Source organism: Sediminibacterium sp. FW305-C-61 (assembly GCF_058231065.1).
Genome location: NZ_JBIQXR010000001.1, coordinates 464,898 through 480,823 on the forward strand (window position 1 = coordinate 464,898; position 15,926 = coordinate 480,823).

The window sequence follows — 15,926 nt, forward strand, 5'->3', positions numbered from 1 at the left end:
CTAATGCGCTTCAAGCCAATTGCCTCCCATGCCAACTTCTGCTTCAACGGGAACCTCGTTTGGTAGTGGCATGGCTGATGTCATACAGCGGATGATCAATTCTTTCAGGGTATCAACTTCTCCTGGGACTGCATCAAAAACCAATTCATCATGTACCTGTAAAATCATCTTCGATTGCCATTTGCCGGCTTTCATTTCATCGTGAATCTTAATCATGGCTAACTTAATCATGTCTGCCGCTGTTCCCTGAATAGGAGAGTTGATGGCATTCCGCTCTGCAAATCCCCGAACGGTGAAATTACTGCTGTTGATATCTTTAAGCCAGCGTTTTCTCCCTGCCAATGTTTGTACGTAGCCATTTTCTTTTGCAAAATTTATCTGCTCATCCATATATCGCTGGATGTTGGGAAACTCTTTCTTATAGTTATCAATAATTTCTTTTGCCTCTGTTCGGGAAATGCCGAGGTTATCTGCAAGCCCGAAAGCACCTTGACCATATATTATACCAAAGTTTACGCTCTTTGCTTTGTAACGCATTTCTTTGGTTACTTCTTCTTCCGGAACTCCATATACTTTTGATGCAGTAGCTGTGTGGATGTCTTTATGTTGTCTGAATGCTTCACACATATTCGGATCGCCACTGATGGCAGCAACAATGCGTAGTTCTATTTGTGAGTAGTCTGCACTCAGTAATACACGCCCTTCTTCTCTTGGAATAAAGGCTTTCCTTATTTCCCTTCCCCTTGATGTTCTGATAGGAATATTTTGCAGATTGGGATTATTACTGCTAAGTCTTCCGGTAACTGCAACAGCCTGCGCATAACTGGTATGTACCCTTCCTGTTCTTGGGTTGATCATTTCGGGTAATGCATCAACATAGGTAGATTTCAGTTTAGTTAATTCCCTGAATCCAAGTATATCATCTACTATTTTATGTTGATTGGCCAGTTTCAGTAATACATCTTCACCTGTGGCATATTGACCGGTCTTTGTCTTTTTTGCTTTTGGATCTAGCTGTAGTTTTTCGAACAATACTTCACCAAGTTGTTTCGGCGATGCGAGATTAAAACGAACTCCAGCTTGTGTGTATACGCTTTCTTCACAGCGTTTTGCTTCTGTTTCTAATTCTTTACTATACTGTTTCAAAAATTCCACATCAATTTTTACCCCTTCAAACTCCATATCTGTAAGCACTCTCACCAGTGGATTCTCAACATGTGCAAATACCGGTTCTACTTCTTTTTCTTTTAATAGTGGTACAAAAACCTGTTTCAGTTGTAAGGTTATATCAGCATCTTCTGCAGCGTATTCTTTTATTTTTTCCAATTCCACATCACGCATGCTTCCCTGGTTCTTTCCTTTTTTGCCAATCAGTTCTTCAATATGAACCGGCTCATATCCAAGGTATTGAGCACTCAGCAGATCCATGCTTCTTCTTCCTTCCGGTTCAATCAGGTAATGGGCTAGCATAGTATCAAAGAGTTGCCCTTTTATTTCTATACCATACCATTTTAAAACCAGTAAGTCGTATTTAGTGTTTTGTCCGACCCAAGTAATAGTTTCTTTTTCAAATAATGGTTTGAAAAAAGCAAGGAGTTGTTTTACTTCCTCTTGATTTGGAGAACAGGGTATATAATATCCTTCTCCGGGAGTAAATGAAAAACTTAATCCAACTAATTCTACATTATTTGCATCAGTTCCGGTTGTTTCTGTGTCGAAACAAATTTCTGTTTGTTGAAGTAGTGTGTTTATAAGATCCTTAATTTCTTTTTCCCCCTGAACCAACAGATAATTGTGTGGTGTGTTTCCAATATTTTTTTCTGCAATTAAGCCCAATTGTTCTGTTTCTGGTCCGGCAACGGGTGTTGATTTTTCAGGCTCAGCTTGTTTCGTTGTTTTTGCAGCAGACTTCGGCGCAACTGTATTTCCAAAAAGGTCTGTCTGAATTCCCTGTGGCGCAGCATGAAAAGCGTTAAAGTCGTCGCCGAGTATTCTTTTTCCAAGGGTTTTAAATTCCAGCTCTGTAAACACCTCATTTAATTCTTCTTTATTCCATTCTTTCAAACGATAGTCTTCCTCATGAAACTCAACCGGCACATTGGTTATAATGGTTGCCAGTTTTTTACTCATTACCGCGAGGTCAACGGCATTGCGCACTTTTTCTCCAACGGCTCCTTTAATTTTGTCTGCATTGGCCAATACGTTTTCAAGCGTATTGTATTCTTTCAAAAGTTTGGCAGCGGTTTTTTCTCCAACTCCAGGAATGCCTGGTATATTATCTACTGCATCTCCCATTAAACCCAACATATCTACTACCTGTTCAACGCGTTGAATATCCCAACGTTCACAGATCTTTGCGGCATCAAGTATTTCAGATGGATTTCCGAATGCGGCAGGCTTATAAATGTATACATGTGGGTGAATAAGTAACTGACCGTAATCTTTATCCGGTGTTACCATATATACTTCGTATCCTTTGTCGGCAGCCTGCCAGGCTACTGTTCCGATAACATCATCTGCTTCATATCCATCCATTTCTACTACGGGAATATTAAAGGCCCGGATGATTCTTTGTATATCAGGAATGGAATCAATTAGATCTTCTGGCGCTTCCTGCCTGTTTGCTTTATAATCTGTAAAATCTGTGTGCCGCTCTGTGGGCGCATGTGTATCAAAACAAACCGCCAGATGGGTAGGTTTTTCTTTATTGATCAGGTCGAATAAGGTATTGGTAAACCCAAACTGGGCATTGGTATTTCTTCCTTTAGAAGTAATACGCGGGTTTCTGATAAGGGCATAATAGGCACGATATATTAGCGCCAGCGCATCCAATAAAAATAACTTTTTAGCCATATAGCTAAGGTAATGAACGTTATCGGCAAAAAAGAAAGCATCCGGTTATAAACGGGATGCTTTTTGGAAAATCAAGGATACGGGATTGCTGATTTCGTATTTTAATGTTTCTTTTTAAGGTTCAGGTAGTCCAGAAAGTAAATAATACGGATGGAAATACTGTTCTGCTGATTGGCGTTTAGGGTGTTTCCTATATTTTTAAAATAAGTTGTTCGGGTATCCTGATCAAAAGTACTGATGGCATCTTTCCAAACCACATTAATAAAGCTTCCCAATGCGAACTGCCATGTGTATACCATATCAATATTGAAATAATTCACATTGTAATCTACATTACTGCTGATGCCCCCTGGAATATGGTTTAGATAGCCATCTTCACGTAGTTTATAGAATTCCTTGTTAGCAACTTTACTCCAGTAATGTCTTGCCCTGAAAGACAAGCCCATTTTATTATTGAAATTATATTTGACGTTCAAAACATTTTCAACGGTATTTCTTTTACGAAGCGCAAAGATGATACTGTCCGGGCTGAACATAGTAGCGTAACCCAGGTTATTATGTGCCAGTTGTAAGAAAGTGCTGGTAGTAATAGTGAGTTTTTTGTTGAAGCGATAGTTATTCCTAAAGAAAATCTCTTGTGTATTACTACCATATTTATCAAATGTCCGGTTATAAAATTCTACTACGGCCGAATATTTTTTTGCGTTGTTTGTTTCAAACCAGAATCCCCACATATAGCTTCCAGGACGCTTGAACACTTTACCATTTACCCTTGGCTCAAAGAAGTCGTTTTGTTCCGGATTTATATTAACATTGATACCAGCCCACCAAAGATTTTTTAATTGTCCATTTACATTCGCATTGAAATTAAAGCGCTGATAATCCATCGGCTTATAACGCATCGAATAGCTCATGTTTAAATTAGCGTTGATACGATTGTACCATTTCTTAGGTTTTAACCATCTATAACCAACCCAAATACCATTGTTGAAATAGTTGTTGTTGGTAAAATAACCCATGTCGTTATGGTTATATTTATTATCAGCAAGCTCTTGCCAAACATTAAAATTGAATCGGCCACTGGTTTTACCAAAACCGAGTGTGTGGTTATAACCAGTAAGCGTTTTTCCAGGGGCTTCATAACCAATTAACTGGCTTACACCTACCTGACCATTTACGTTCCAGGTGTTTTTCTTATCATAGATATCCCATAATGCGGCGGTTACATTTGCATCATAATCTGTACCACTTCTTGTTACATTGGTATTGATGAGTGATACGCTTGAATTGTTTTTTAATGTTTGATCAAATACAATGATATTATAGTTTGTCAAAGGATTGGTTTCAATCTTACGAATCTCTTCTCCGTTTTGCTCTATGGATGCATGCTGCGCTTTGGTTACGGCGTTAAAGAAACCAATACCAAGTCCGCCACTGGTTCTTCCACTTATTTTACTTGCATTTAGCAACCGTGTTTCTAGTGGATTTTTGGTTATAGATTCTCCGGGTTGTAATTGTCCGTTTACTTTACCAATATGCATTGGTGTTCCACCGATTCGTCTGCTGTAAAAGAGATTACCTTTACCAAACAATTCCGTTCCCTCGGTAAAGAAGGTTCTGTTTTCATTGAACTGTACTTCAAAAGGAGTAAGGTTTAAAACCTGGTTATCACTTTGTACCTGACCAAAATCTGGTACCAGTGTCATGTCGAGTGTAAAAGCCTGATTGATACCATATTTCACATCCATACCTCCATTGATAGAGGTCGTCGTGTTTTTAACCCCGGGTGTATTATAGGGATAATGATTTGCGTAGGTAGATAAATAAGGAGAGAAGGAAAGTCTTACAGGTGGTTTAATATCCTGAACACCCGTCCACAAGCCAAACTGTGCTAAAAAGTTACCGCCAATTGCAGGGTCCGTCGGGCTCCACATCATTTGTTTACCACTTTTACTGCGCCTTCTGGTGATATTAATGCCCCAGTCTTGAATTTTCTTATTACCAAAACGAATTGCGGAATAAGGTATTTTCATTTCAAAGGTCCAGCCATCTGCCTGTATTTTGGCATTGCTTTCAAATACGCTGTTCCAGCTACCATCTTCACCATTGGAGGAATATTTCGCATCGAATTGCTCGCCTAATGCAGTTACATAATATCCGAAGCCATTGATTTTATCATGATAAGTATCGAAGATTACTCCGACAAAATCGTTTACACCAACGACATCACGTCCTACGAGCTCCTTTGTAATACTATCGGCACTTGCCTCGTGTGCATATCCAGCTATATAAATCGCATTGTTATCATACAGAATCCGAATTTCTGTGCGATTTTTTTCCTCTTCTTTATTTCCAAAAGTTGGTCGCCATTCTATAAAATCGGTGGCTATGGGTGCACTTGCCCAGGCAGAGTCGTTTATAATACCATCTATAACGATCTTTTTGGTGGTTCTGGTTGCGGCTATTTTCTTTACCTGTTTTTCATTTTGCTGTGCTTTTAACACAGTTAATGAGGTAATTAAACATAGCATGGTTAATAAGGTTCTCATTCAGTCGGTTTAAAGTGTATCATTTTCCAGGGTTTGCACATTATCCTGGCGATTTATACGAAACTAAACGTAGTAAATGTAGAAACGTTACATACGAAGCCCTGTTAAAGGGTGCACAAGAACGATGAGCGGTAAATGGGTAAGAAGGAAGGCTGATTACGAGGATGTGTCTGTAAATATTTTGTTAACCCCCTAGCCCTGAACCAGTATTAATTCCGGTGAAGGGGGAAAAGCAAAGCCCCGACAGATGATTTGCCGGGGCTTTGCTTTTAGTATGTTGTAAGGCGGAATTTATTTAATACCGTACTTGTGTTTATAGCGCTCAAACAATTGAGTATGCTTACTGCTCAGGCTGATACTACGACCCTGAATAAATGCATTTGTAATAATGCTGCTCTTCATATCGAGTATATCTCCTTCACTAATTACAATATTGGCATCTTTACCTGTTTCTATAGTTCCTGTTTTATCATCGATACCCAGGATTTTTGCAGTGTTAGAAGTAATGGCTTTTAATGCTTCTTCTTTGCCAAGACCATAAGCTGCTGCAGTACCTGCGTTGAAGGGCAGGTTTCTACCACGATTCTGCGGATCATCATCATTTAAACAATATAATACACCAGCTTTCTGAAGGAAAGTCGCTGATTTATAAGGTTGATCAACATCGTCGTCATCAAGGGTAGGAAGGTTATGTTCCTGGGTGAGGATAACAGAGATATTATTTTGTTTGAGCAGGTCAGCAATTTGCCAGCTTTCACCAGCACCTACCAGTACTACATCAAAACCAAACTCTTTTACAAAATCAATAGCTACCAGCATTTGTTTAACCTGAGAGCAATGAATAAACAGCTTTTGTTTTTTCTCAAATAAAGCTTTTGTTGCTTCAAATTTCAGGTTAATGCTTTTGCCTGCATCTTTCTGATGATAAGCTTTGGCTTCTCTGAAAAACGCTTTTACACCTTCAATTCTATCCAGTGCAGCCTTAATTGGATCTCCTTGCTGTCCGCCAAATTGGGCAAACAATGCAGCAAAACGACCACCACCCGGACGGGCGAGCAGACTTGGCATATAAAACTGCATACCCATATCAGGTTTATAGGCGGCATCTTCAAAGTTCCATGCATCTAATTGTACAACAGATGATTGACCTGCGATTAGTTGTCCGCCAGGCATTACATGTGCCAATAAAATTCCGTTTGCACGAATAGTATTGGTTACAATTGATTCTGCTTTATAAGCGACAATGGATCTTACTGATGGATTCAGTTCTCCAATTTCGTTTACATCGGTACTTCCGCGTACACCTGATATTTCAATCAAACCGAGGTTAGAAGCAGGAAGTATGATACCTGGATAAACATGTTTACCCTTGCCATCAATGGTGGTTTCTGCAGATGGTGCACTTGATGCTGCACCAGCATAGGTTATTTTACCATTGTCGAATACAACCGTACCGTTTTCAATAACGGTTCCGTTTCCAACATGCACCGTTGTGTTTGTGATGGCGGTTTTTTTGGCCTGTTTTGCTGCAGGATAAACATCATCCTGAGCAACTGCACTTTTAGACAAGAGCAGCGTCAGCGCACTTATATATAAGAATGATTTTTTCATGTTAGAATGTTTTATTGGTTATCGCCGTGTATTTCTTCTTCTGCCTCAATTTCAAGCATACCAAGCTTATGAGAGTGATCCAGACAGGTGTGTACATATTTGTAACTAGGAGTTGCCGGCATTGTTGGACGGCCACCTCTTTTTTCGCCTACCATTTTATTGATCAGTCTTGTACGCTCAGCTAATACCTGCTTACGCATTGCAGCATCCTTTTCACGGTCGAAATAGATCGTACCATCTACCATGGTCTTTTCTGCTTTAGCATAAATACTTAACGGATTATCGCTCCATAGCACCAGGTCAGCATCTTTACCAACTTTAATGCTACCAACCCTATCATCTACATGCAGCATTTTTGCCGGATTAATTGTTACCATTCTTAATGCTTCTTCTTCTGTAAGTCCACCATATTTTACACTTTTAGCAGCTTCCTGGTTAAGGCGACGAGCCATTTCAGCATCATCAGAATTAATGGCAACATTCAGTCCCACTTTGTTCATGATATAAGCATTGTATGGAATAGCATCCGTAACCTCTACTTTGTAAGCCCACCAGTCTGAGAAGGTAGATGCATTAGCACCATGCGCTTTCATTTTATCAGCTACTTTATATCCTTCCAGAATATGTGTAAAGGTGTTGATTCTAAAACCAAATTTTTCAGCTACACGCATAGTAGCGGTGATCTCGCTTTGCACATAGGAGTGACAGGTAATAAAGCGTTGCTTGTTCATGATTTCAACCAGCGCATCCAGTTCAAGATCACGGCGTGTGCCTTTAGGATCAGCTTTCATTGATTTCTCATAAGCTACAGCACGGTTAAACGCATCGGTTAATACCTGTTCAACACCCATACGTGTATCAGGGAAGCGGTTGTTATTGGTTGAGGAAGTACGCTTAACGTTTTCACCTAACGCGAACTTGATGAACGGATCCCAGTTTTTGAATTTGAGTTCTTCATCATTTACACCCCAACGCAATTTGATCAATTGTGTTTGTCCACCAATGGTATTGGCAGAACCATGGAGAATATGTGAAGTTGTTACACCACCGCTTAACTGACGATATATATTAATATCATCCGGATCGAGGTTGTCTCCCATACGCACTTCTGAGGTAACACTTTGTGCTCCTTCATTTGTTGATGCAGAAGCAATATGTGAGTGTTCATCTATAATACCGGCAGTAAGGTGTTTTCCTGTACCATCAATAATAGTTGCAGAAGCATCACTTAGGTTTTTACCTACACGTGCAATCTTGCCTGCTTTTACCAAAACATCTGCACCTTCCAGTTTGCCTTCTTTTTCACTGGTCCAAACAGTTGCATTCTTAATAAGGTATGTTCCCTGTTGTGGCAATGTTGAATCAGTACCATAAGCCGTAAACGGATACATTGTTTTACCAATACGGTTTGGAGGCGTTGGTCTTGTACGTGCCGTAGCAGTATCAGGCTTGGTGCTGTTTAGTTTAGCGGTCCAGGTCATTCTGGTGCCTTCTGCATCTTCAGCCATACCATTCCAGTCGCCACCACCATTGTTGAAACCACTGAAACGTATGGTGTTACGTGAACGCTTTTCTGATGCGAAGCTGAACTTTACTACTTTGCCATCAAAGCTAAATGTTGCATTAACGGTATCTTTTGCGATAACGGTTGCTGCACTGTTGCTTTTTACATCTATTGTATATGTATTGGTTCCTTTAGAACTGTTGGTAGTAAGGGTATATAAACCACTTGCGCTGTTCCATGCTGATTCGTTAACTGCATGTTTTACACCCTGTACCCAGTTCTGTAATAATGTGGTTCTTTCACCAAATACTGGACCGGTAGTAATTACGAAGTTGGCTAGTTTGCCATTATCGATACTTCCTACTTTATCGTATACGCCTAACCAGGTAGCTGGTGTTTTAGTCAGTGCTTCCAGTGCAGCTTTTTCTGTTAATCCGTTTTCCATGGCTTTTCTGAGGTTGGCCATAAAAGTGCGAGCATCTCTAAGATCAGCAGAAGTTAAGGCAAAAGAGATACCTGCTTTTTCAATTGCTCCAGGATTGGTTGGTGCAAGTTCCCAGTTTTTCATATCGGCCAAGGAAACAAGGCGTGCATCATTCGGGTCTTCTACATCCATTGCAGCAGGGAAGTTTAAACCTACAATCAAAGGAGCTTTGGTTGCCACCACTTCTTTAATTCTTTGGTATTCTTTTCCGGTTGCTTTTAAAATGTATTGTACACCAAATTCATCCCCCACACGATCTGCACGAAGCAGGCTCCAAAAATCATCGCCACCTCTTGCAGCCGGATCTAAAATTTGTGGAAGTGATTGTTGCTCATTAAAATATTTAAGGGTAATATTTACACCATCTCCCTGTAACCCAGCTGCGGCTGGATTATTCTTATACCACTGTGCGTCTAAATATGTTTGACGCAAAAGGGCAATTGTTCCCATTAATGATCCTGGGTAAGATTGTGTAGATGTTCCTTTATTAAATGAAAGTAAGGAAGCAGCTTTTTCTTTAACTACCAGAAAATTATCGGGTTCATTTGCAAGGGTTACTACTGTACCTGTTCCACGAAGTATACCATCTTTCTGATGTGTGAGTACGGTACCAAAACCCATGTCACGCAATGGTTTCGCGCGTGACTCATCGGCACTAAATATTTTGTATGCCTGTACATCAGACTTAAGTGCCTGGTTCCAGCCATAAGCGCCTTTCTGATTTGTGGTTAACTGTGCTGGTTGGTTAAAATTGAAACCACCACCGCCTTGCTGGCGTTGTGCCTGAGGCATACCGTAGTCGCTGTAGATATCTATGAAAGAAGGATAGATATATTTATCCTTGCAATCAACAACTACTGCGTCTTTGGGAATGTTTACTCCAGTACCTACCGCAACAATTTTACCATCTCGTATTACGAGCGTTGCGTTGGTTAATGTGGTTTGTGCATCTTTAACGATGGTGGCATTGGTAAACGCATAACATCCGTCGCGTTTATCACCAACACCATTGACCTGAAATGTTTCCTGGGCCTGTAGCAACGATGCAAACAGGAGCCCTGAAAACAGGAGCTTTAGTCTTCTCATGATAGTGTTTAGATTGGTTTTTGGAAGACTTTAAAGCTACATAATTAAGCGAGGCTACAAAAAAGGTTTTAGTGTTTTAAGGATGAATGGAAGAAATGAATCGGTGGAATGAGGGGTGACCTATACCGTGGCTTCTCGGTGACCATAGTCCATAGTCCATGGACCATGGTCTATGGACTATGGTCTTCCATCTGTTTCCTTGATGAACTTAATTACACCTTCCATGAATACTTTCTGATCTTCCCACATAGAGAGATGACTGCCGTTGGGACAGTAGAGGTATTTTCCGTTTTTTACCTGTTTGCTCATCCATTCCATATGAGCTGGGTCCATCGTGTCGTATTTGGCACCTACGGTTAGAGTTGGTACGGTAATTTTTGGTAAGTCAGCTTTTCTGTCCCAGGTTAATAATCTGCCACCAACCTTAAATTCACTTGGTCCCTGCATCATCACATATATTGTTTCGTTTATATGTTTAAATGATCTCGCTACAGGGTCCGGTAACTCTGGTAATCTGCAAAGGTGTTGGTTATAATATTCTTTGAAAACGAGTTCCTGATAAACGGGGTCTTTGAATTGTCCCTTTGACTCATAGGACTGAAGTGAATCGATAAGGGAAGGCCTCATTTGAGCGCGTAAGGTTCCATTGTATTTTTCATAGTCCGGTATACTGGCCATCATATTACAAATGATTAGGCCTTTCAGGTTTTCCTGGTATTTAAGCGCATACTCCATACCAAGTATGCCACCCCATGAATTACCAAGGATATAAAAATTATCCTTTGTTAAACCCAGAGCCTTGCGCACCTGTTCTACTTCTTCTACAAATCTTTCTGTTGTCCATAAGCTACTATCTGTTGGTTGGTCGCTATAGTATGAACCTAGTTGATCGTATTCTATTAATTCAAATCCTTCTTTTGGAAAATAGCTTTCAAAAGCTTCCATATATTCATGGGTCATTGCCGGACCACCATGCAATAACAATACTTTTATTCGGGGGTTGTTGCCGATGGTTTTTGTCCAAACTTTGAATCTGCCTACCGGTGTGGTTATCGGTATCATTTTTATTCCCGCAACCTGAACTCCGGTATCGCTGTGAGCAAAGTATTCTGCAACGGATGTTTGTTTTTGTTGGCAGGAAAAAAGAAGGGTGGTTATGAATAGCGCAAGTACAATTCTCATGGCATGATTTGATTGTGTGTTACTAAAGTTATTGTTTTTAGCAGGATAGTAGAAATAATTATAGCCACAGATGCACAGATTACAGTAAAAGTAATCTGTGCATCTGTGGCTATAATTAGATTGTTTATCTACCCATATACACCATCAATATCTGCACATCGCTCGGGTTAACTCCACTGATACGGCTAGCTTGGCCTAGTGTGCGTGGACGTATTCGTTTAAATTTTTGTAAGGCTTCGTTAGAAAGTGCAGCTACTCGATCGTAATCAAATGTGTCTGGAATTTGTGTGTTTTCCATTTGACTCATTCGTGTTGCTATTTCCTGTTCTTTCTCTATATACCGCTCATATTTTATTTGTATTTCAGATTGCTCAATACTATCTACATCAAAATTTGCAAGTGCATCTTTTAATGCTGGTATGTACTGTACAAGTGAGGGGAGATCTACATTTGGTCTGAGTATAACTTTAGAAGCTTTTTGTTTTTCTGTTATTAAAGCCGACCCTATTTTTTCAAAATATGGATTGATTTGTTCTGGTTCTACATTCAGCTCCTGTAATATTTTTTTGATACCACTGACATTGTTTCTTTTGCTGACTACTTTATCCATTCTTTCCTGAGAAGCAAGCCCAAGTCTGTAGCTTAATTCTGTTAAACGCAAATCGGCATTATCTTGTCTTAGTAGTGTTCTGAATTCTGCTCTGCTGGTAAACATCCGATAAGGCTCATCGGTTCCTTTACTAATGAGGTCGTCGATCAATACGCCGATATATGCTTCACTTCTCTGTAGGATTACCGGATCAAGTTCACGGGAACGTTGGTGTGCGTTGATACCTGCCATCAACCCCTGGCAAGCCGCTTCTTCATATCCGGTGGTTCCGTTTATTTGACCGGCAAAGAATAAATTCGGAACCAGTTTTGTTTCCAGTGAATACTGTAATTGTGTTGGTGGAAAATAGTCGTATTCAATGGCATAACCAGGTCGGAAAATTCTGCAGTTTTCAAAGCCAGGCACAGTACGAAGCGCTTCGTACTGTACTTCTTCTGGTAATGAGGTAGAGAATCCGTTTACATATATTTCAACGGTATTCCAGCCTTCAGGTTCTACAAATAGTTGATGACGTTCGCGATCTGCAAATCGGTTTATTTTGTCTTCAATGCTTGGGCAATACCTTGGGCCTGTTCCTTCAATTCTTCCCTGAAACATTGGACTTCTATCGAAACCGGTTTTTAGTATATCATGTACTTTTTCGTTGGTATAAGTTATGTAGCAACTGCGTTGATCGGCTGCTTTTATTCTTGGTGTATCGGTATAGGAGAAACCAACAATTTCTTCATCGCCTTTCTGTTCCTCCATTTTACTGTAGTCGAGGCTTCGTCCGTCTACACGGGGAGGAGTGCCTGTTTTCAGTCTATCGCTTTCAAAACCTAGTTCAACCAATTGCTCGGTTATTCCGGTTGCTGCTTTTTCTGCTACACGGCCACCACCAAATTGTTTTTCTCCAATATGGATGATCCCATTTAAAAATGTTCCGCTGGTAACGACAACTGTCTTCGATTCTATATGATGACCAAGTCCGGTTACAACACCCGATGCTCTACCATCTTTAATAATAATAGAGCGAACCATATCCTGGTAGAAATCTACATTGGGCGTATTCTCCAGCATCTCTCTCCACTTGGCAGCAAAGAGCATTCGATCGTTTTGTGTGCGTGGACTCCACATTGCCGGACCTTTACTGCGGTTCAGCATCCTGAATTGAATGGTACTTAAATCAGACACGATTCCGCTGTATCCGCCCAAAGCATCTATTTCACGAACAATTTGTCCTTTGGCAATACCACCCATGGCAGGGTTGCAACTCATTTGGGCAATGGTTTGCATATTCATGGTAACCAGTAAAACCTTACTACCCAGGTTGGCGGCAGCAGCAGCGGCTTCACAACCGGCATGACCTGCACCAACAACTATAACATCATATTGCGGAAACATAGTTTGCAAAGATAGTTCAGGCTTAAGGATTAGCTGAACTTTTTAAGTATTTCACGTTCGAGAAGAAGTTGTTTCAGTTCGATACCTCTATTTAATTGATCCAGCTCTTCGTTATTGAGCGATTGTATTTGATTTAATTCTTCGGCCTGTTCGGTAAGAAAGCGTAATATTTTATCTGGAATTACAACCGATTCCTCTTCAATGGCCTTAAGTTTTAAAAGCATTTGGCCACATATACCTATAGAAGTCTTGTTCTGAAGAACTTCAAAATAGGCCTTAGCAGATAAAAGGTTGAATGTTTCAACCGGTTGTCCTGTATCATCCACCATTTGCACTCTAATGTTTAGATGGTTCCAGCACAACTTGAGTTCAGATTCATCTGAAAAATCAAAGAAAGAGGTAGGAACTATATGCTCAAACTGCCATGATTTGCCGTAGTTGTTCCAACTAATTGTTTGTGAAAACTGTAATTCATACCATTTTCTAAGCGTGGCTATATCTAATCCAAAGTAGTGACCATAGGTTTCACTTGGTTTCTGCTCAACCACATACCTCCTGTATGCAAGCTGCCACTTCCTTTTTTCTCTTAGTCGAAGTAAAGAATCAGTAATTTCAGTTTGAGCGGTCCATCTTTTTCTAGCCATACCCAAAATTAAACAATGTTTCAGACTGAAACTGTGTTTCGTGAAACAATTCCAAACCTAATGTTCCGGGGGGAAACTGTGTTTTGTGGAACATCTTTGTTTTACAAGCAATTGATTCTAATAGGAAAGTAGAGGGTGATTAATGTTGAATATCCAATTTCGAATATCGAATATTCAAATCTGAGATCTGCCATCTGCCATTCTTCAATCCATATCCGCCATCAGCGATCAGACATTTCCCCATTCCTCTGTTAAGTTATTGCCACTGAAAGCACAGAAAACCACCGAATAGTCGTTTAACCGTTGTACAACCCAAATCTGCGATCTGCGATCTGCCATTCCTCAATCCATATCCGCCATCAGCGATCAGACATCAGCTATTTCCTCATTCCTCTGTTCTTCTGTTAAGTTCTTGCCACTGAAAGCACAGAAATACACAGAATAGTCGTTTAACCGTTGTACAACCCCAATCTGCGATCAGACATCTGCCATTCCTCAATCCATATCCGCCATCAGCGATCAAACATCAGCCATTTCCCCATTCCTCTTAAATAGTGGTCTTCTTTTTTCCGCATCAGCGCGATATCGGCTTTTTTCTTGTCTTTATAACCGCATAGGTGTAAAGCGCCATGGAAAATTACCCGCAACATCTCATCGCGGTAGGGGATGCCCAGTTTTTTGGCATTGTCTTTAACCCTGTCGGTACTGATATAGATCTCTGCCTCAACAGGCTCGCCGGGAGAAGAGAGTCCAAAAGTGATGATATCAGTATAGTAGTCGTGCTGTAAAAAACTGCGATTAATCTCGAGCAGGTATTCATCGGAACAGAATACGTAGTTAATGCCTCCTAGTGATTGCTTTTCCTTTTTGAACAAGGTTTCAATAAATGAGCGGATAACAGTTTTCTGTGCAATATTTAATCGGCGGTCTGCATAACGAAAGCTAATCTTGTTCATATCTGAATAATCTGCTAATACTCCAAAATTCGTAACAAAAACCTATTGCACCATCCTACCTTTATAGAATATTTATAACCAGGCGATGAAAAGACTGTCAGATTTAGAAGCAGGTCAGAAAGCGGTGATCAATTCTTTCGAAAAGGATGAGATCTTTATCAAACTTATGGAAATGGGCTGTGTGCCAGGAGAAATTGTACAGGTTGAACAGGTGGCTCCTATGGGCGACCCGATATCAATTTCCGTGGCAGGGTATCACTTAAGCCTAAGGATCAGCGAAGCAAGAAGTATCTTTGTAGAGGAAACAGAATAATTATAATCAATTGATTATCAATTAGATAAATGAAAATTGGACTCTATTTCGGCTCTTTTAACCCCATTCACACCGGTCACCTTATTATTGCATCTCATGTAGTAAACCAGACCGATATACAACAAGTATGGCTGGTAGTATCGCCACAGAATCCATTTAAACCAGCCGCCGGACTGCTAAACGAATACGACAGACTGCATTTGGTTAGTTTGGCTATAGACGACGAAACATCCATCCGCGCATCAGATGTTGAGTTCAAATTACCCCGACCCTCTTATACCATCGATACACTTACCTATCTAAAAGAAAAATACCCGCAACACCAGTTCAGCATAATTATGGGTAGCGACGGATTTCAGAACCTGCCCAAATGGAAGAATGCCGAACTATTGATTAAAGAATACCCCTTCATTATTTATAAACGACCCGGTTTTGAGGTTACCGAAACCTGGAACGCCAATGTTCTGGTACTAGATGCACCCATGCTAGATATCTCTGCTACACTGATCCGCAACAACTTACGCGAAGGAAAATCTATTCGTTACCTCGTGCCCGATAAAGTGAGGGAAGAAATAGAGCGCAACAATTATTATCGCAATTAAGTAGCGTAATTGAACGCGCTTTAACATATCCCTGCACATTCTAATTTCATTCTAACATTAAACTAATTAGCACCTAAGCTTCTAGCATTATTATTGGATAAACCATCTGGGCTGCTGCATGCAGGGTAGATAATAGATTCAGTAAAAAC

Annotated in this window: 10 protein-coding genes; 2 read left to right on the plus strand and 8 right to left on the minus strand. The window is 40.3% G+C overall.

Annotation, left to right across the window (positions count from 1 at the left end; genetic code table 11):
- The 8 genes from polA to ybeY all read right to left on the minus strand — a co-directional run bounded on the left by polA (window position 1) and on the right by ybeY (window position 14,862).
- Complete coding sequence (gene polA, locus ACH30E_RS02065) at window positions 1-2,853, minus strand: DNA polymerase I (RefSeq protein ID WP_490823449.1); 2,853 nt, start codon at window positions 2,851-2,853, stop codon at window positions 1-3.
- Between the two features lie 101 nt (window positions 2,854-2,954).
- Window positions 2,955-5,402 (minus strand): DUF5916 domain-containing protein, encoded by a 2,448-nt coding sequence (locus ACH30E_RS02070; protein ID WP_490823450.1) that lies wholly within the window; start codon window positions 5,400-5,402, stop codon window positions 2,955-2,957.
- Between the two features lie 291 nt (window positions 5,403-5,693).
- Complete coding sequence (locus ACH30E_RS02075; RefSeq protein ID WP_294989859.1) at window positions 5,694-7,013, minus strand: amidohydrolase family protein; 1,320 nt, start codon at window positions 7,011-7,013, stop codon at window positions 5,694-5,696.
- A gap of 11 nt (window positions 7,014-7,024) precedes the next feature.
- Window positions 7,025-10,087 carry an amidohydrolase family protein gene (locus tag ACH30E_RS02080; protein WP_490823451.1) on the minus strand — a complete coding sequence of 1,021 codons (3,063 nt, stop codon included), beginning with the start codon at window positions 10,085-10,087 and terminating at the stop codon, window positions 7,025-7,027.
- Window positions 10,088-10,264: 177 nt separating this feature from the next.
- Window positions 10,265-11,269 (minus strand): proline iminopeptidase-family hydrolase, encoded by a 1,005-nt coding sequence (locus tag ACH30E_RS02085; protein ID WP_490823453.1) that lies wholly within the window; start codon window positions 11,267-11,269, stop codon window positions 10,265-10,267.
- A gap of 124 nt (window positions 11,270-11,393) precedes the next feature.
- Complete coding sequence (gene mnmG, locus ACH30E_RS02090; RefSeq protein ID WP_490823454.1) at window positions 11,394-13,262, minus strand: tRNA uridine-5-carboxymethylaminomethyl(34) synthesis enzyme MnmG; 1,869 nt, start codon at window positions 13,260-13,262, stop codon at window positions 11,394-11,396.
- Between the two features lie 29 nt (window positions 13,263-13,291).
- Window positions 13,292-13,906 carry a hypothetical protein gene (locus tag ACH30E_RS02095; RefSeq protein WP_490823455.1) on the minus strand — a complete coding sequence of 205 codons (615 nt, stop codon included), beginning with the start codon at window positions 13,904-13,906 and terminating at the stop codon, window positions 13,292-13,294.
- A gap of 512 nt (window positions 13,907-14,418) precedes the next feature.
- Window positions 14,419-14,862 (minus strand): rRNA maturation RNase YbeY, encoded by a 444-nt coding sequence (ybeY, locus tag ACH30E_RS02100; RefSeq protein WP_490823457.1) that lies wholly within the window; start codon window positions 14,860-14,862, stop codon window positions 14,419-14,421.
- Window positions 14,863-14,947: 85 nt separating this feature from the next.
- Between ybeY and ACH30E_RS02105 the strand changes: the two genes are divergently transcribed.
- Together ACH30E_RS02105 and nadD are read left to right on the plus strand one after the other, a co-directional pair.
- Window positions 14,948-15,175 (plus strand): FeoA family protein, encoded by a 228-nt coding sequence (locus ACH30E_RS02105; protein WP_294996657.1) that lies wholly within the window; start codon window positions 14,948-14,950, stop codon window positions 15,173-15,175.
- Window positions 15,176-15,204: 29 nt separating this feature from the next.
- The gene (gene nadD, locus ACH30E_RS02110) at window positions 15,205-15,777 is read left to right on the plus strand and encodes a nicotinate (nicotinamide) nucleotide adenylyltransferase (protein WP_490823459.1); all 573 of its coding nucleotides are present in this window, start codon (window positions 15,205-15,207) and stop codon (window positions 15,775-15,777) included.
- Window positions 15,778-15,926: the final 149 nt, after the last annotated feature.